This window comes from bacterium (assembly GCA_031082185.1).
Classification (GTDB): domain Bacteria; phylum Sysuimicrobiota; class Sysuimicrobiia; order Sysuimicrobiales; family Humicultoraceae; genus VGFA01.
In genome coordinates, this window is sequence record JAVHLI010000008.1 from 16869 (window position 1) to 32282 (window position 15414).

The 15414-nt window shown below is 67.7% G+C and carries 20 protein-coding genes; 3 read left to right on the forward strand and 17 right to left on the reverse strand.

Translation table 11 applies throughout. The features are described from left to right. The first annotated feature begins 11 nt into the window (after nucleotides 1–11). Nucleotides 12–236, forward strand: a complete 225-nt coding sequence (locus RDU83_08730) for a hypothetical protein (protein ID MDQ7841095.1) — start codon at nucleotides 12–14, stop codon at nucleotides 234–236. 17 nt (nucleotides 237–253) lie between these two features. Here the strand turns inward: RDU83_08730 and RDU83_08735 are convergent, their stop codons facing one another. Genes RDU83_08735 through RDU83_08750 form a run of 4 tightly spaced genes read right to left on the reverse strand, consistent with a single transcriptional unit; the run spans nucleotide 254 to nucleotide 5136 of the window. Beyond that, complete coding sequence (locus RDU83_08735) at nucleotides 254–739, reverse strand: hypothetical protein (GenBank protein MDQ7841096.1); 486 nt, start codon at nucleotides 737–739, stop codon at nucleotides 254–256. Next, a complete protein-coding gene (locus tag RDU83_08740) occupies nucleotides 736–2133 on the reverse strand; it encodes a GMC family oxidoreductase (GenBank protein ID MDQ7841097.1) in 1398 nt (465 codons plus the stop codon). The genes RDU83_08735 and RDU83_08740 overlap by 4 nt, the downstream gene beginning before the upstream one ends. Continuing rightward, nucleotides 2130–3890 carry an alkaline phosphatase family protein gene (locus RDU83_08745; protein MDQ7841098.1) on the reverse strand — a complete coding sequence of 587 codons (1761 nt, stop codon included), beginning with the start codon at nucleotides 3888–3890 and terminating at the stop codon, nucleotides 2130–2132. Before RDU83_08745 ends, RDU83_08740 begins: the two co-directional genes overlap by 4 nt. A gap of 28 nt (nucleotides 3891–3918) precedes the next feature. Then, complete coding sequence (locus RDU83_08750) at nucleotides 3919–5136, reverse strand: alanine racemase (protein ID MDQ7841099.1); 1218 nt, start codon at nucleotides 5134–5136, stop codon at nucleotides 3919–3921. Between the two features lie 117 nt (nucleotides 5137–5253). Here RDU83_08750 and RDU83_08755 point away from each other — a divergent pair, with 117 nt between their 5' ends. Together RDU83_08755 and RDU83_08760 are read left to right on the forward strand one after the other, a co-directional pair. After that, nucleotides 5254–5916 carry an SdpI family protein gene (locus RDU83_08755; protein ID MDQ7841100.1) on the forward strand — a complete coding sequence of 221 codons (663 nt, stop codon included), beginning with the start codon at nucleotides 5254–5256 and terminating at the stop codon, nucleotides 5914–5916. 16 nt (nucleotides 5917–5932) lie between these two features. Continuing rightward, nucleotides 5933–7576 carry an aldehyde dehydrogenase family protein gene (locus RDU83_08760; protein MDQ7841101.1) on the forward strand — a complete coding sequence of 548 codons (1644 nt, stop codon included), beginning with the start codon at nucleotides 5933–5935 and terminating at the stop codon, nucleotides 7574–7576. A gap of 211 nt (nucleotides 7577–7787) precedes the next feature. Here the strand turns inward: RDU83_08760 and aroA are convergent, their stop codons facing one another. The 13 genes from aroA to RDU83_08825 form a co-directional block, all read right to left on the reverse strand. After that, the gene (gene aroA / locus RDU83_08765) at nucleotides 7788–9062 is read right to left on the reverse strand and encodes a 3-phosphoshikimate 1-carboxyvinyltransferase (protein ID MDQ7841102.1); all 1275 of its coding nucleotides are present in this window, start codon (nucleotides 9060–9062) and stop codon (nucleotides 7788–7790) included. Next, nucleotides 9059–9457, reverse strand: a complete 399-nt coding sequence (aroH, locus tag RDU83_08770; protein ID MDQ7841103.1) for a chorismate mutase — start codon at nucleotides 9455–9457, stop codon at nucleotides 9059–9061. Before aroH ends, aroA begins: the two co-directional genes overlap by 4 nt. Next, nucleotides 9442–10563 (reverse strand): 3-dehydroquinate synthase, encoded by a 1122-nt coding sequence (gene aroB, locus RDU83_08775; protein ID MDQ7841104.1) that lies wholly within the window; start codon nucleotides 10561–10563, stop codon nucleotides 9442–9444. Before aroB ends, aroH begins: the two co-directional genes overlap by 16 nt. 4 nt (nucleotides 10564–10567) lie before the next feature. Then, complete coding sequence (locus RDU83_08780; GenBank protein ID MDQ7841105.1) at nucleotides 10568–11134, reverse strand: GNAT family protein; 567 nt, start codon at nucleotides 11132–11134, stop codon at nucleotides 10568–10570. Beyond that, entirely contained in the window at nucleotides 11128–12249 is a 1122-nt protein-coding gene (gene aroC / locus RDU83_08785) for a chorismate synthase (protein MDQ7841106.1), read from the reverse strand. Before aroC ends, RDU83_08780 begins: the two co-directional genes overlap by 7 nt. Nucleotides 12250–12521: 272 nt before the next feature. Next, the gene (locus tag RDU83_08790) at nucleotides 12522–12833 is read right to left on the reverse strand and encodes a DUF5615 family PIN-like protein (protein MDQ7841107.1); all 312 of its coding nucleotides are present in this window, start codon (nucleotides 12831–12833) and stop codon (nucleotides 12522–12524) included. Further along, the gene (locus RDU83_08795) at nucleotides 12779–13003 is read right to left on the reverse strand and encodes a DUF433 domain-containing protein (GenBank protein MDQ7841108.1); all 225 of its coding nucleotides are present in this window, start codon (nucleotides 13001–13003) and stop codon (nucleotides 12779–12781) included. Before RDU83_08795 ends, RDU83_08790 begins: the two co-directional genes overlap by 55 nt. Nucleotides 13004–13066: 63 nt before the next feature. Next, nucleotides 13067–13351, reverse strand: coding sequence for a DUF3024 domain-containing protein (locus tag RDU83_08800; protein MDQ7841109.1), 285 nt, complete (start codon nucleotides 13349–13351; stop codon nucleotides 13067–13069). Nucleotides 13352–13458: 107 nt separating this feature from the next. Next, nucleotides 13459–13809, reverse strand: coding sequence for a BrnA antitoxin family protein (locus tag RDU83_08805; protein MDQ7841110.1), 351 nt, complete (start codon nucleotides 13807–13809; stop codon nucleotides 13459–13461). Continuing rightward, complete coding sequence (locus RDU83_08810) at nucleotides 13787–14161, reverse strand: BrnT family toxin (protein ID MDQ7841111.1); 375 nt, start codon at nucleotides 14159–14161, stop codon at nucleotides 13787–13789. The genes RDU83_08805 and RDU83_08810 overlap by 23 nt, the downstream gene beginning before the upstream one ends. A 110-nt stretch (nucleotides 14162–14271) precedes the next feature. Next, the gene (locus RDU83_08815) at nucleotides 14272–14562 is read right to left on the reverse strand and encodes a DUF86 domain-containing protein (protein MDQ7841112.1); all 291 of its coding nucleotides are present in this window, start codon (nucleotides 14560–14562) and stop codon (nucleotides 14272–14274) included. After that, nucleotides 14552–14860: a nucleotidyltransferase domain-containing protein gene (locus RDU83_08820; protein MDQ7841113.1), complete on the reverse strand. Its 309-nt coding sequence runs from the start codon at nucleotides 14858–14860 to the stop codon at nucleotides 14552–14554. The genes RDU83_08815 and RDU83_08820 overlap by 11 nt, the downstream gene beginning before the upstream one ends. A gap of 146 nt (nucleotides 14861–15006) precedes the next feature. Further along, the gene (locus tag RDU83_08825; protein ID MDQ7841114.1) at nucleotides 15007–15321 is read right to left on the reverse strand and encodes an integrase core domain-containing protein; all 315 of its coding nucleotides are present in this window, start codon (nucleotides 15319–15321) and stop codon (nucleotides 15007–15009) included. Nucleotides 15322–15414: the final 93 nt, after the last annotated feature.

Below are 15414 nucleotides of genomic sequence, written 5' to 3' on the forward strand. Positions count from 1 at the left end.
GTGGGGGGCCGATGCCACCACAGCGGCTGACGGTCCTGGTCAACAGCGCTCCGGTGACGCTGTGGCAGGGCGCTCACGTGAAGGACGCCCTGGTCGGCGCCGCAGGTGGCCGCCATCTGGTGCGGAAGGTCGAGGCCGGCACCCACGTGGTCCTGGATGAGAATGTCGGGGCCGAGGTGGATCTGGGCGGAGCGTTGTACGCCGGGCAGCGGTTGTGCGTCGAGGCCCGCCGGTAGAAGTCTCTCTAAGGTGGTTACCCGGTGGGCGGCGGGGCTGGCGGATTCCAGCCGCTCCCGGGAATCACCCGCGGCCTGTACCCGATCACGTCCACGGTCGTCCGCCCGAGATAGCCCGGGGCGGTCTTGCCCGAGTAGTACAGCGAAATGACCAGGCCCTTGAGCCCGATCTCAATCATTCGCAGCACCGCGCCCAGGGGCCCCCTCCAGCGATGACCGGCTCGGGCCAGAGCCAGGATGAACCGGATGCCGGACGTCGGCTTGAGGGAGAGGATCCGCAGCAGCAGCCGGATATCGGCGACGTCCCCTGGGGGCATGTAGCGGAGCAGGTCGTCCACGTAGCGGACGCACCCGGTGGCGGAGAAGGCCGGCAGTGGCCCGTGGGCCGGGGCCACTATGTCGCCCACCCTCTCCAGGGCCCGTACCTCCCGCGGCGTGAGGATCGGCGTGCGGATCGCGGAAGGCGCCTCCGAAGGCGGTATGCGCGCGGGATCGGAGATCACTCGATCACCCCTTTGAGGATCTCTTCGCTTGCCCTGTGGCTGAGCGCCATGATCGTCAGCGCAGGGTTGATCCCTGGCGCGGCAGGGAAGATGCTCGAGTCGGCGGCGTAGATGTTGGGGAAGCCGTGGAGGTTGAATCCTCCGCCGACCGCGGAGCGCTGCGCGTCCTGGCCGATCGCCAGTCCTCCCATCAGGTGCAGCCCGAAGGTCATCGGGCAGTGCAGGATGGTCCGGGCGCCCACGCTCTCGAGGATCTCCCTGACCGCGAGCAGCCCTGCCTTTCCGCGGCGGACGTCTTCGCCCTCCAGGCGCTTCGCTATCTGGAGCCTGCCCCGGGCATCCACGCTGATCCGGCCGGGAACCGTGTCCTGCACGGCTACCTCTACCGAAGCCAGGTGCCGGTATCGAAGCATGAACGCCTGGAGGCGCGCGCCGATCCCCGGATAGAGCATGGCCACGGAGGTCGGCGGGGCGAAGACGTTCTCAAGCTTGAACCCCGCCTTCCTGAACCGCGGATCGTCGGACTTGCAGGCCTGGAAGGCGCCCTTGTGGGCGTCCACCGGTTCGTCGAACTCGGCGAAGGTCATCAACTGCGGGTGGCAGTAGAATCCCTTGCCCAGCGACGGCAGGCGCTTCTCGAATCCAGAACGCAGCAGGAGGCGCGCGTTGCCCAGCGCGCCGGCCGCTAGGACAACCCTGGGGGCGCAGATCTCTTGAGGCCGGCCGTGGTGGGTGCCGGACAGCCGCACCCCGTCAGAGGAGGGCTCGATGTGCTCTGCCTGAAACCCTGGCCACACCTGCAGCCCCAGCGCCTGCGCCCATCGGATGAAGGTAATAAGGGTGCTCTGCTTGGAGTCGCGCCGGCACCCGTTCAGGCAGGCGATGCAGTCATTCCCCTCCTCTATCGCGCAGTCGGTCTCCCCGCGGCGCAGCGGCGCCCACCTGTATCCTCGCTTCTCGCAGCCCTCGACGAACAGGCGGGCGTTGCGGTTGTGGTGCGTCGCGGGGACCTCCCTGATGTTGAGGCGGCCCTCGACCTCCGCGTAGTGCCGGGCCATCTCCTCCCCGGACAGGAACCCGATCCCGGACGCCGCCTGCCAGGCCGCCCACGCGTGCTCATCAAAGCGGTCGAGCAGGCACTGGTTGACGACCGAGGTGCCGCCCAGGCAGCGGGCCCGCAGGAACGCCATCTCCGCTGTGGTGCTGAGCTCGAGCCCGCCTCCCCAAAACATCCGGGCAGAGCCGTCCATGTCGTTCTCGGGGAAGGTATCCGCGCCGTAGGCGTCGCCGGCTTCCAGCAGCAGACACCGCATGCCCCCCTCCGTCAGATAGTAGGCGATGACCCCGCCGGATGTCCCGGAGCCGACAATGACGCAGTCAAACCGGCCGCTCATGTGCGGAACGCTCGGCGCAACGGGCAGAACGCAGGCACGCGCGCCGCCACCCAGCGGGCGCCGAGCGCGGCAAACGGCAGGACGATGAGCAGCGGGGCAGGGGTAAGCGGCCAGAACGCGCCGGTCTGCAGCACATCGAGATAGTACTTGAAGCCAATGGTCAAATCGGGCAGGTACCAGGCGAAGCTGGTGTTGTAGAGGACGTAGAAGATCCCAATCTGGAACGCCAGCCACCAGGCAACCATGAACGACATGGTGACCGCGTTGACCGCAACCGCCAGCGGTGCCCTGTGGCGACTCAGCACGCCTACGACGATGGCGGCGAGGAGCAGCGCGATCATCGCGTCCACAGTGCGCTCCGTGAAGAACCGCATTATCTGTTCCTCGGTGTTGAACGCGCTCAACGACCACTTGTAGCCGCGGCCGAAGTACAGGCCTTGATAGATCAGGGTGTATACGGCCGTGCCGGCCAGCGGCGCGCGCCAGTCCCAACGGGCTCTGACTACGACGGCCATGTAGGCCGCGAACAGTAGCATGACCAGCAGCGCGATGGGCAACCGTGCCAGCCGTTCACGTGTCAGGCGAGCGGCCTTGACCGAGGCGGCCTGCTTCCAGGTGGCCTCTGTGTCCGCGTCCGCGGCCTGGTACGCTTTCTCGGTCTGACCGGCGGCAAGGGCCTCTCTGGCCTGCTCCAGTTGCAGGTGGGCGAACGGGGCCGCGCCGATCACCCGCGCATACTGGGCATAGCGCTCGCGCAACTGCGCTGCGGCGTCCACCGCGCGTCGGGCGCGCAGGCCCTCCGGCAGGTCAAGCATATCGAAAAGCGGCCGGCCCTGGTTGTGAGCAGGGATGCTCGTACCCAGGAGCACGGCCACGGTGGGCGCTATGTCCGCCTGGGCCGCTTCCGCGTATCGGCCTGGCCGGATTCCGGCCCCGGCGGCTACCAGCGGAATGGTGAGCACCTCCCTCTCCCAGCCGCCGTGCCCGCCGCGTTCCAGCATGCCGTGGTCGCCGGTGACCAGTATGGTGGTGTCGCGCAGATCGAGCGCGGCTACCAGGCGACCGATGCGCGCATCAATCGTGGCGATGGCGTCCGCGTACTCTCGGCTGGCCGCGCCGCGGGCGTGCCCGGCGTTGTCCGGCTCGGCCAGGTGTATGAGCAACAGATCCGGCTTCTTCTCGGCCAGGACGCGCAGCGCCGTCGCCTCTATCTGATCGTCCTGCCGGCGCACGCCCTGCAGGTCGGAGTACGGGTCGCTCGGCCCCTCGATCCCAATGTTGATGTCAACCCCGCGGGCGTAGAGCTGCGGCCACCCGGATCCCGCGCCGACGATTGCCGTGGTGAGCCCCTTGCGCTTGGCCGCCTCGAAGATCGTGTCCACCAGGATGTCGCGTTTGTAAAAGTTAGTTGTGACCCCGTTCTGCTCTTGCCATGCGCCGGTGCCGATGGTCGTCCAGGTGGGATACGAGAGCGAGGGCTGACCGGCGCGCGCGGTGCGCTCTGCTCCGATCTCGCGCAGTCTGTTGATGGCGGGCAGGGTCCTCGAGGCGTCGGCGCGCAGGGCGTCCACCACGACCACCACCACCCGGCGGGAGACCGCGTCGCCCTCCTGGCCCGGCGCAATAGCGCTCAGGTATGGACTCTGGTATTTTGCGACGGCGTCCCAGGAGTAGAGGGTGAGCTGCGGCGCGCCCAGGCGCGCCCACGCCAGCAGGACGATCGGAACGAGCAGCAGGTGTGCTATCTCTTTTCGCACGGTCGCCTCCTCTTGTCGAGTTCGCTCTTCACAACTGGCACCGGCCGTATCCCCGATATGTGGGTGCCCGATGCTCGACGCGGTCTCCGCGGACGAACAGGTACTCGTTGAAGTGCTCGGCAGGCTCGCCTGCCTTGGCATGCCGGAAGAAGACAGGGTCGCCCAAGCCCAGTGTCACTCCCGGCGGGACGCGCAGGGGGGTCTGCACCTCCCCGGCGCCCTCGAAGGGCAGGAGCTTCATCCCCGCGGGCAGGGCAGGCTGGGGCAGCCGATCGCGGCCGGCCTCGCCCGAGGCGATGTAGCCGCCGCCGTGGCAGGTGACGATCCCCGGATCCGGCCGGCGCACAATCTGAAGAGCGAAGAACAGCGCCGGAACCAGATCGAGCCGCGGATAGTAGTCAAATAGGTGGCCGGTCAGGAAGCCCGATCCTGCAGTGACCTCGGTCACGGGGGCCTCTGTCACGGTGGAGAACAGGCTCCCGGTCCCGCCCCCGTTGAAGACCTCGATCCGTATCCCCCGGTCGGCGAGCAGGCCGGCGATGCGCGCCCGCGCCTCAGCCACGCGCGGCACCGAAAGCCGCTTGATCAACCGCCTGGCAGGATTGAGCAGGGGCGAGTGCGGGTTGGCCTCACCCACGCCCGCGATCTGGCCTTCGTAGCCCATCACACCCCTCAGCGACAGGTGCGGAAACGCCGGCACGCGCTCCGCCATCCCAACGACCGCCTCCGAAGTGCGCAGCGGGCTGCGCCGCACTCCCAGGTGCAGCATCCCTCCCAGCGGTCGGTACGAGAGATCCGCCTCGACCACGACGGGGATGATACTCTGCGCCTCCCGGGCAGCGCTGTCGGCCCGCTCCAGGTGCTCCACGCAGTCCACGACGACCGCGGCGCATGGCCGCTCCCGGTTGACCGCCGCCAGGAGCCGCATGTCAGAGTCCTGGACCGTGGGGTAGGCCACCAGGAGATCATCGAAGCCCTGCTCGAGCAGGAACGCGGCCTCCTCCACCGCGTAGGACATCAGTCCGCGGATCGTGCCCTGACCGCGATCTAGGATGTAGCGAATCAGAGCAGGACAGCGGACGGACTTGGTGGCCAGCCGGAGCGTTTTGCCGGCCCGCCGCACCGGAGCGACCATCGTCTCCACGTTGCGGTCCACCGCGTCCATGTCCACCAGCGCCAGCGGCAGTCGTTCGCCGTGGATTGCCTGGGAGTACCTCTGGTAGAGGCCGGCGTCAATCGTGGGCATGGGTTTCCACCCGCTACCAGTTTCCCACCTCCCCGCGGTTCTCCTCTTGTGGCCGATGGGTCTGTTCTTCGTGGGCCTAGCGCCGCAGAATAGGAGGGGGAAAGGGGGGCAACGATCGTGAGGATCTCGTGGAGAAGCGAGGTATTGAGCCTTGCGCTCATCGCGGCCATGCTGGTGCTGGCAGGGCTGACCTGGGGCGCAGCCCCGGAGCGGCTGCCGGTTCACTGGGACATCAAGGGGACGCCCGACCGGTTCGGCGGCAAGGCAGAGGGACTTCTTGCCATCCCGGCAACCGCGGTGGGCATCTATGTCCTGATGCTCGTCCTGCCTCGCTTCGATCCCCGGCGCAGGCACTACGAGCTCTTTGCAGGCGTTTACAACCTCATCCGAACGCTGCTGGTCGCGTTTCTGTTCGCCCTGTACCTGGTAGTCGTGCTCTGGGCGCGCGGAATCCCGGTCCGCGTGGAGAAGATCACGCCCCTGCTGGTCGGCGCGCTGTTAATTGTCCTGGGGAGCTACATGGGTAAACTGCGCTCAACATGGTTCGTGGGAATCCGCACGCCGTGGACGCTTTCCAGCGAGGAGTCGTGGAACAAGACCCACCGGCTGGGGGGAAAGGTGTTCATCCTTGGCGGCGCGGCATCAATTCTGGTAGGGCTACTGCGCTCGGAGTACGCGGTGTGGGCGATGATCGCGCTTCTGGCAGGGGGAATGCTCGCTCTGACGGTCTTCTCGTACATCTGGTGGAAGCACGACCCGAACCGGCAGGAAATCCCGTGACAGGGAGGAGACTGCCATGCGCGAGGGCAGGCTGTGGATCGGCGGCGGGTGGTCCGAGAGCGGAAACTGGGCAGTGGGCCAGGACCCCTGCACCGGTGAGGACGCCTATCGGTACGCGGTAGCCGGGCCAAACGATGTCCGGCAGGCGGTGGATGTGGCCCGCCGGGCCCAACCGGCCTGGGCAGAGAGCTCCTGGTCCACCCGGCGCAGCGTGCTGCGGCGAGCCATGCACTTGATGGTGGATCGCATCGACGAGATATCGGCGACCATCCTGCTGGAGACCGGCAAGCCTCCCTGCGAGTCTGTCGGCGGCGCGGAGATCCCGACCGGCCTTGAGTGCCTGGCATACTACGCGGCGGAGGGGGATCGGGTTTTGCGCCCGCGCGCACTCCGGACGCGCTTCCGGCCCTACTTCTTCGGCAAGTCCGGCCGGGTGTACCGGAAGCCCCTGGGCGTGATCGGGGCCATCACGCCGTGGAACCTGCCCTTCTCGCTTGCGATGGGCGCCATCGTGCCTGCCCTGGTGGCCGGGAACGCGGTGGTCGCCAAACCGTCGGAGTATGCTCCCCTGACCGTCCTGGAGATCGCGCGCGCCTTCGCGGATGCCGGCCTGCCCGCCGGGCTGTTCAATGTGGTCCCCGGCGGCCCCGAGACCGGAGCGGCACTCGTGGCTTCACAGACCGATCGCATCGTGTTCATCGGCAGCGCCGCCACCGGGGCTTCGGTCGCGCGCGCCCTGGCGGATGCGGGCAGGAGGCCCCCGCTGCTCGAGTTGGATGGCAAGGATGCCATGGTTGTCTGCGCGGATGCGGACGTGGCCTACGCGGCGCAGGGCGCGGTGTGGAACGCGTTCAGCAACACCGGACAGCTTTGCTGCTCGGTGGAGCGGGTCTACGTCGTCCGCGAGAGAGCCGAAGCCTTCGTTGATCGGGTGCTACAGGCCACCGCGCGCCTGACAGATCTGGCCGGGTTCACCGAGCACGCGGGCCGCCTGCACGCCCCGGCCACGCACTGGGCCTTCGGCCCGCTGATCAGGGAGTCGGCGCGGCAGAGGGTGCACCGCCACGTTACCGACGCGGTCGAGCGCGGGGCTCGGCTGCTGACCGGGGGCCGCATCCCCGAGGGGCCGGGCTTCTGGTACCCGCCGACCGTCCTGGCCGACGTGACCGATGAGATGCTCGTAATGCGCGAGGAGACCTTCGGACCGGTCCTGCCCGTGGTAGCCGTGGCCGACGAGGAGGAGGCGGTCGCCCGTGCCAATGCGTCGCCCTTCGCGCTGACCGGCAGCGTGTGGACGCGGGACCTGAAGCGCGGGAGGCGACTGGCAGACCAGATGCGTGCAGGCCTGGTCATGGTGAACGATCACGCCTCGGCCTACGCGATGCTGGATTGCCCGTGGGGCGGAAGCGGCTCCGGCGGGTGGGGCCGGCTGCACGGACCCGATGCCCTGTGGGAGGTGACCGAGGCGCGCGCGTGCGTGGTGGACCGCGTACCAACGCCTAAGGTGTGGTGGTACCCATACACGCGGCCGGCCTATGAGTACTTCCGCCGGGGGAACGAGCTGCTGTTCGCCGGGAGGCTGCGCCAGCGGCTAGGCGCCGTCGGCCCGGTCGTCCGCGCGCTCCTGGCCGGCCGACGCCAGCCGGGCCTGGGCGGCTAGGCACGCAGGAGTTCGGCCCGCGGGCCCGTAAGGATTCCCCAGAAGAGAGGAGGACGACCATGGGCATGAAAGGCGCATCAAGGTGTCCGGGGTGTAAAAGTACGCACCTCGAGTACCAGGGTGTGGACGAAACAGGCAGTCAGAAGTGGCGCTGCCGCAACTGCGGTACTCGGTTCACGTTCAAGCCGACGCCGACTGAGACCAAGTAGGGCTAGACAGGGACTGGGCGGAGGTCTTCCAACCGCTCGAAGAAGTCCGGGAAGGTCTTAGCCACGCACCCGGGGTTCGCAATAGCGATCCCCGGAGCCCGCAGGCCGGTGACCGCAAAGGCCATCGCGATGCGGTGGTCATCGTATGTCTGAACCACCGCCGGCCGCAGAGGCCTCGGCATGATCACCAGGCCGTCGTCGCGTTCCTCCACCTCTTGACCCAACCGCCGCAGTTCGGTGGCGGTGGCCGCCACCCGGTCGGACTCGTGGTGTCGGATGTGCGCAACGTCACGTATGCGGGTAGGACCGTCGGCGAAGGGCGCAATCGCGGCCAGCGTCATGGTCTGATCACTCATCTCGGAGAGGTCCGCCTCGATTCCGCGCAGCACCCCGCTGCCCGAGACCTCAAGGAAGTCCTCGCCGCGCACTACCCGGCAGCCCATCTCCTCGAGCAGGTCCACGAAGCGCGCGTCCCCTTGTAGCGAGGATGCTGAGAGCCCCGGCACCCGCACCCGGCCTCCGGTGACGGCCGCGGCCGCGAAGAAGTACGCGGCGGCGCTGGCATCCGGCTCGATGGCGTAGTCGCGCGCGCGGTAGCACCCTCCGGACCGGAAGAAGAACCGCCGCAGACCCTCGCGCTCAACGCGGATTCCAAACGCCTCCATCACGGCCAACGTCATCTCAACGTAAGGGGCCTCCACCAGGCGGCCTTCCAGGACCACCTCCACATCGTCCTGTGCGTACGGCGCCACCATCAGCAGCGCGGAGAGGAACTGGCTGCTGGTATCGCCGCGCACCACCGCGCGTCCGCCGCGCAGGCCGCGGGCATTCACCACGACCGGCGGCGTTCCGCGCTCTGCAACGGCCTCCACACCGAGCATCCCAAGGGCGTCGAGCAGGTCCTGGATCGGCCGTTCCCGCATCCGTTCCGTGCCGTCAATCGTGTACCTGCCGCTGCCCAGACCCACCATCGCCGTCAGGAACCGAGCCGCGGTCCCGGCGCCCCCGACGAACAGATCGGCGCTCTCCGCCGGAATTTCCCCGCCGCGGCCCTCCACGGTCATCAACAGTTCCGGCTGGTCAACTTGAACTGCGAAGCCCAGGCGCCGCAGGCACTCGACCATGACGCAGGTGTCGTCGCTGAACAGGACATCGGTCAGTCGCGACCTGCCGCGGGCCAGCGCGCCCAGCAGCAGGGCCCTGTTGGTCAGACTCTTTGAGCCGGGGATACTAATGGACGCATCCGGGGGAGCCCCCAGAGGATGGATCTCTCTCACGAATCACCGGCGGGGGCCGCGTGGCGGAGGTGAGGGTTGAGGTCGGGCCTTAGCGCCTCGGCTCCGCGCAGGTAGACGTGCGTGATCTCGCCCTGCGACCTGGACGTATTCACCAGCATGAGCACGCGCAGGCACCGCTCCAGCGCGCCCGGCACGGCGATCTCCGTGGACGAGAGGAGCGGTACCGCGGTCCAGCCCATCTGCCGGGCGCCCTCGGCCGGAAAGGCGGCATTGAGGTCGGTCGTCAGCGTGAAGATCACCGCGGCGATTTCGTCTGTTTCAACATCGTTGGCGCGCACCATCTCAGCCAGCAGCGTGCGCGTTGCCTCGCGGATCGCCTCCGCGGTGTTGGACTCCACCGTGATCGCGCCGCGTACGCCTAGGATTCTTGGCACTCTTCGACGACCTCCTGCATCAGGGAGTCAGGAACCTCTACTCCCAGCCGAGCACGGCCGATGCCTTCGGGAAGGGTGCAGTGAATCCTGCCGCCACGCCGTTTCTTGTCCAACTGCATCGCCTCGAGCAGCGGGGCGATGGGGCCGGCCGGCACCGTCACCGGCAGCCCCAGCCGCTCCAGCAGGGCGGCCTGACGGGCTGCGTCCGCCTCCTCCAGCAAACCGAGCCTCACCGCTGCGCAGGCCTCCACGCGCATCCCGATGGCGACCGCGGCGCCGTGCGGGAAGCGGCCGGGGAGCGCTACCTCGATGGCGTGTCCCACCGTGTGCCCATAGTTGAGCGCCTCGCGCGGACCGCGATCGAACTCATCCTCTTCGACCACGCGGGCCTTCAGCGCGGCAGCGCGATACACGATCTCTTCCAGACTCTCGGGGGTGAAATTCCTGGGGGTAAAGCCCTCCAGAATCTCGAACAGCACCCGATCCATCGCCATGCCGTACTTAACGGCCTCGGCCAGCCCAAATCGCAGTTCCGCGGGCGGCAGCGACCACAGCGCGTCGGGGTCGGCCACCACCAACGCCGGCTGGTGGAAGACCCCGATCAGGTTCTTGGCGCGCGGGTGGTTGACCGCCGACTTCCCACCGATGCCACTGTCAATCTGGGCCAGCAGGGTGGTCGGCACCTGCACCAGGCGGATGCCCCGCATGTAGGTGCCGGCGACGAAGCCGGCCAGGTCGCCCACCACGCCCCCGCCCAGAGCAATGAGCGTGTCGTCGCGGTTGAATCCAGCCAGGCTGAGCGCATCGTAGATGCGCGCGACCTGACGGAGGCTCTTGGATTTCTCCCCTGGGGGAACGGTCAACGTTTGAACCGCGAAGTCGCATCCCTCCAGAGACCGCACCAGCGCATCACCGAAGCGGCGCAACACGCCCCGGTTGGACAGCACCGCGGCCTGGCGGCCCGCGCCCAGCCGTTGCATCTCGTGCCCGGTCAGGGAGATCGCGCCTGCGCCCACCACGATATCGTACGATCGGGGGCCTAGGTTCACGCGCACGCGACGACAGGCGACCTCTGAAAGTCGGGCGCTGCGGCTAATCGTCCGCATCAGGCTACCCAGGCCAGGAACGCCGGGCCCGCTGCCACTCCCGCCTGAGCAGGCCTAAGGCAACCCGGTCGTAGGCGCGGTCCGCGGTGGCGTAGGCCTCCCGGAAGACGGCCTCCCTCCGGAACCCCAGGCGGAGGGCAAGGCGGACCATCCGCTCGTTCCCGGACCAGGTGCGCAGGCCGATGCGCCGCAGTTCCAGGGCTTCGAAGAGGTGGTCCACCCACAGCCCAAGCGCCGCCGGTCCAAAGCCCCGGCCCCAGTTGCGCGCCGCGTAGATGCCCACGCCTACTTCCAGCCACTGGGTGCGCTCGTCCACCCAGTAGCGGGAGACGGTGCCGATGGGAGATCCAGCCCGCGTCTCGATTATCATGCGCCTGGGCGGCGAGGCAGCCTCGCGGATCATGGCGGCAATCCGCACGGGCACCCGGCTCAGTTCGTCTTCGGAAGGAGAACCTTCCCACGGCGCATCCCACCTCCACCACGTGCCGCGCGCCATCGTCCGGACCAGCCAGGCGGCGTCTCCTGTCCGGAACTCCCTCAGGTTAACGCGCCGACCGATGATGGTCAGCACCGCCGCACTTCCTCCATGTACCGGTCGAAGGACTGCCTGATGTGCGCCATCGCGTCGCCGCCGAACTTCTCCAAGAAGGCCTCCGCAAGCACGAACGCTACCATCGCCTCGCCCACCACGCCGGCGGCCGGCACCGCGCAGACGTCGCTGCGCACCACGGCTGCCTCCACCGTTTCCTTCGTCCTCAGGTCCACGGAGCGCATCGGTATGCGCAGCGTTGAGAGCGGCTTCATCGCCGCCCGCACGACCAGGGGCTCGCCGTTCGTCATGCCTCCCTCCATGCCCCCTGCGCGGTTCGTCTCCCTGTAGAAACCGCGCGCCGGGTCGTGGAGGATCTCGTCGTGGGCGCTGCTGCCCGGCGTGCGCGCCGCCTCAAACCCAAGCCCGAACTCGACGCCCTTGACCGCGTGGATGGACATCACGGCCGCGGCGATGCGGCCGTCGAGCCTGCGGTCCCAATGGACGTGGCTGCCGAGCCCCGGAGGCAGGCCCAGCGCTACGACCTCGAACACGCCGCCCAGCGTGTCCCCACGCGAGCGGGCCGCGTCAACCGCCGCCTTCATGCGGACTTCGGCCTCGGGATCCGCGCAGCGCACCGCCGAGAGCTCGGCCAGCGTCGGGATCTCCTCCCAGCGAGCGGGACGCTCGCGAATCGCCTCGCCGCCGATCTCAGTAACGTGGCTGAACAGGCGCACCCCGAACTCGTCCAGGAGCCGACCGCAGAGGGCGCCGGCGGCCACGCGTGCGGCGGTCTCGCGCGCGCTGGACCGCTCCAGCACGCGGCGCACCTCATCGAAGCCGTACTTGAGCGCGCCGGCCAGGTCGGCGTGGCCGGGCCGGGGCCGTGTAATGTCCGGCTCGTCCCGGCGCCAGTCGCGGTTCTCAATCCACAGCGCCACGGGCGCGCCGATGGTCTCGCCGCGGATCAGGCCGCCGACGATCTCAACCCGGTCCTGCTCGAGCTGCATCCGGCCGCTGCGGCCGTACCCCTGCATGCGCCGCGCCATCTGGGTGTTGAACCAGCCCTCGTCCACCCGCAGCCCCGCCGGCAGGCCCTCGACGATGGCGACCAGCGCCCGGCCGTGCGATTCGCCCGCCGTCAGATAGCGCAGCATAGTTCCTCCCCCGCTTTGCGATGACTAGATAATACGACGGCCGGACGCCTTACCCTGTGCCCGGGCCACGCGCCCAGGAGGGAGGCGCAGCGTAACCCGCCGCCGTCCTCCTGGGCCTGGTGCTGGGGGCCTTGGGCTACCGGGTGGGGCTGGGGGTGGTACCGCCGTGGGCCACAGCGGTGTCGGTCTAACGACCGGGCGTTGAGCGGCCCGCGGTCGCCACCGCCTGCAAGAGGCCGCCCGTTTCCAAGCGGGTCTGCTCCATCGGCGCGTTAGACCGTGCCTTCAGAGAGCGGGAAGTGAAAGCCAGCCTCCGTCCCGGCGTTGCCGACCGACAGCCAGATGACCTTGGGCGGAGCGCCGTAGAGGAAACTGAGTTGTCGAAAGTCATTGTCCTTGGAGACGATGGCATAACCCTCATGCCGGGCCTGTTCCCAGATCGCCTCGTCTGTCGCGCCCCTCAGGCCAAGCGTGCGGACATGGGCACTGCCCGGATACTCCGGTTCGAGAGCGTGGACCAGCCTGGGGCTCAGGTTCTCGTCCCCGCGAGCCGGCGTTCGCGGGTGGCAGCGAAGGCCAGGCAGGCACGGATGTCCTTCGGCGTGAGGTCAGGAAAGTCGGCCAGGATCTGTGCTTCGGTCATGCCACCAGCAAGGTATTCGAGGATGTCACACGCGGTGATGCGGGTTCCCTTGACGCAGGGTCTTCCGCTCCGCACCCCGGGAGTGACCCCAATGCGATCCTGCCAGCGCATACCCATCTTTGAGCACACCGTCCTGGCGCCCTGTCTGCTGGACGCGCCGGTTAGGTGACCACGCTATCCGAAGAACGCCCCGTAGCTATCTTCCTCGACGACTCGCACCTGGGTGCGCAGGTCGCGTTTCCTCGTCTCAGGGTCGTAGATGTGCCACTTGAGGTCCCGGCGCATCCAATACAGAGTCCACTCGTCACGGGAACGGAAGTACCGGAACCTCGCGACTCCCATGCGTGTCCATTCGCCGGGACGCCCGTCCCAAGGAGGACGCTCTTCGAACACGGAGATGCCATGCCCGTCGATCTCGTAGACGAACCGCAACTCGTCCGCGCATCGTGCCGGCGACATGCGCCGACACAGGTCTCCTACGGTCGCGTCGATCCGTTTCTGTTCGCTCTCGCTAAAGGCCATACGGCAGTCTCCGGGGCCTCGTGTGTCACCTAGCGGCCTGCCGCTCAGTGGCGGGCCGTGCGCGAAGGCGCACGAACCGTCCGCTGCCGCGGCGTGTTTGGCATCGCCCCTCGACGAGTCGTCCGTTCGCGGGCGACCCGCTCTGCCAAGAAGACCTTGAGGAGCGACTGGTACGGAACGTCACGCTGGTTCGCCAATGTCTTCAACTCCGCAAGGAGGCCCGCCGGCACCCGAAGCGAGATCGTCTCGGTCGACGGCTTCAGGTCGGGAAACACCCCCAGCCGGGCTTGGCTCCAGTCCACATACTCCGCCGTGTCGTGCGTCTCCCAGAACGCCCTCTCGTCCGCCTCCGAGGCGAACTTCGGAATCAGCTTAAGCGCGCTGCGCTTGGCCATAGACCCTCCCCTCGCGACGGCTCATCGGCCGGGCCGAAATCACGCGCAGCAACGAACCGCGCAGCGTGAAGGTGACGGCGATTTTCCGGTCAACATCCGTTCGCCCCAAGGCAAAATAGCGGACCTCGAACCCCGAGTGCTTCGGGTCGCCGCTCACGAGCACCGGCCGATTGAAGAACACCTGTTCGGCCTCCGCCTGGGTCACTTGGTGCCGACGCCAGTTCTTCTCAGAGTTCCCCTCGTCCCACTGGAACCCCATGATGCCCGGGAGGAACTCCGGAAGAAGTGCCATCTCTTGCAGTATACGACCATCGTATACGGCCTGCAAGGTCTGCCCTGCCCACCGCCCCATGCCTCCGGACCCTCCCCTCGCGTTGGAGATCAGCCTCGGATTGCGGTTGCGATGCCTAACGCTATGCAGATGACCAGCGCCGCGAAGCGGCGTCTGTCTTGATCCGCGGGTTAGTCCGCTTCGCCTCCGGCCTCCATGCTCCTCATCAGTGCTGAGCACTCAACCCGCAGCACAGGAACATCGCGGTCCGCTATCGCCCACACCAGAGCATCGTCGACGGTCGGATACTCGTGCGTGAGCTGGTTGCGGAAGTCGACGATGCGGCGAGCGCGCGTGATGGATGCGAAGGCATCAGGTGTGACACGTGATAGTGCCGAAACCGCCTCGCCGAGAAGCGCCGCGGTGATCGCGTCGCACGCCTCGATAATGTCGGACAGATAGGCGCGCGCGTCACGCGGCATAGAGCGCCTGCTTCGTGCGTTCGATGTCGGCTGCGATGTAGCGGTTCTTGACCGCATCCACCATCACCAAGCCCACCTCGGTGCCGAGGATGCCTCTGAGCTCATCGAGCAAGCCGAAGTAGGCATCGATGCGAGCGTAAGCGTCCATCGGGCCGAACTCGAGTAGAAGGTCGATATCGCTGTCGCCCGGGCGGAAGTCCCCACGGACAGCAGATCCGAACGCATCGAGGCGCAGCACCCCATGGCGCGCGCATGCCGCTGCGATCTGTGCTCGCTTACTCTCGAGAATTCCGGCCATGACGCACCTCCCACCTCATCGTACCCGCGTGAACTGCGACACGCCAAGGCGACAACCGGCACTCGCGTGCTCGAAGGCCGTAGAACGTGGCGCTCAGCCGCGCCCGCTTAAGGACGGGATCTTCCCCCGAATAAGTGGAAACGGGCTCACGCCACTAGTCTCTCATACTCTTTGGGCGTGTGGTAGCCAATGCTAGAGTGCAGGCGTTGGTGGTTGTAGAGGCGGATGTAGGCCTTGAGGGCCACTTCGAGATCAGAGAATGTCGCGAAGGTCCGGCCGCGGATCCACTCGGTCTTCATGGTGTGGAAGAAGGACTCCACGTGGGCGTTGTCCTGGCAGCAACGGGGTCGGTTCACGCTGCCTACCCACTGCTGATTGATCGCCGTGGGAGGAGCGGTGGCCACCCTGAGGTTGTTGGTGGCCTCGAAGAAGCGATGCACGCCCGGGGCCCGGCGGGTCACCTTCACCACACGGCCCTGGAGTCCCGCCGCGCGAATGAGCCGTGCCGCGCGATTCTCGCTCGCGACGACGCCCCGTTTGTGCAGGGACTTGAC

Excerpts from the sequence above, each read along its gene's own strand:
- RDU83_08820 (MDQ7841113.1), bottom strand. The coding sequence starts at position 14,860 with ATGGCCGGAATTCTCGAGAGTAAGCGAGCACAGATCGCAGCGGCATGC.
- RDU83_08740 (MDQ7841097.1), bottom strand. The coding sequence starts at position 2,133 with ATGAGCGGCCGGTTTGACTGCGTCATTGTCGGCTCCGGGACATCCGGC.
- RDU83_08760 (MDQ7841101.1), top strand. The coding sequence starts at position 5,933 with ATGCGCGAGGGCAGGCTGTGGATCGGCGGCGGGTGGTCCGAGAGCGGA.
- aroC (MDQ7841106.1), bottom strand. The coding sequence starts at position 12,249 with ATGCTGCGCTATCTGACGGCGGGCGAATCGCACGGCCGGGCGCTGGTC.
- RDU83_08750 (MDQ7841099.1), bottom strand. The coding sequence starts at position 5,136 with ATGCCCACGATTGACGCCGGCCTCTACCAGAGGTACTCCCAGGCAATC.
- RDU83_08810 (MDQ7841111.1), bottom strand. The coding sequence starts at position 14,161 with ATGGGGCGGTGGGCAGGGCAGACCTTGCAGGCCGTATACGATGGTCGT.
- RDU83_08815 (MDQ7841112.1), bottom strand. The coding sequence starts at position 14,562 with ATGCCGCGTGACGCGCGCGCCTATCTGTCCGACATTATCGAGGCGTGC.
- RDU83_08730 (MDQ7841095.1), top strand. The coding sequence starts at position 12 with ATGCCACCACAGCGGCTGACGGTCCTGGTCAACAGCGCTCCGGTGACG.
- RDU83_08795 (MDQ7841108.1), bottom strand. The coding sequence starts at position 13,003 with ATGCGCTGGCAGGATCGCATTGGGGTCACTCCCGGGGTGCGGAGCGGA.
- aroB (MDQ7841104.1), bottom strand. The coding sequence starts at position 10,563 with ATGCGGACGATTAGCCGCAGCGCCCGACTTTCAGAGGTCGCCTGTCGT.
- RDU83_08805 (MDQ7841110.1), bottom strand. The coding sequence starts at position 13,809 with ATGGCCAAGCGCAGCGCGCTTAAGCTGATTCCGAAGTTCGCCTCGGAG.
- RDU83_08800 (MDQ7841109.1), bottom strand. The coding sequence starts at position 13,351 with ATGTCGCCGGCACGATGCGCGGACGAGTTGCGGTTCGTCTACGAGATC.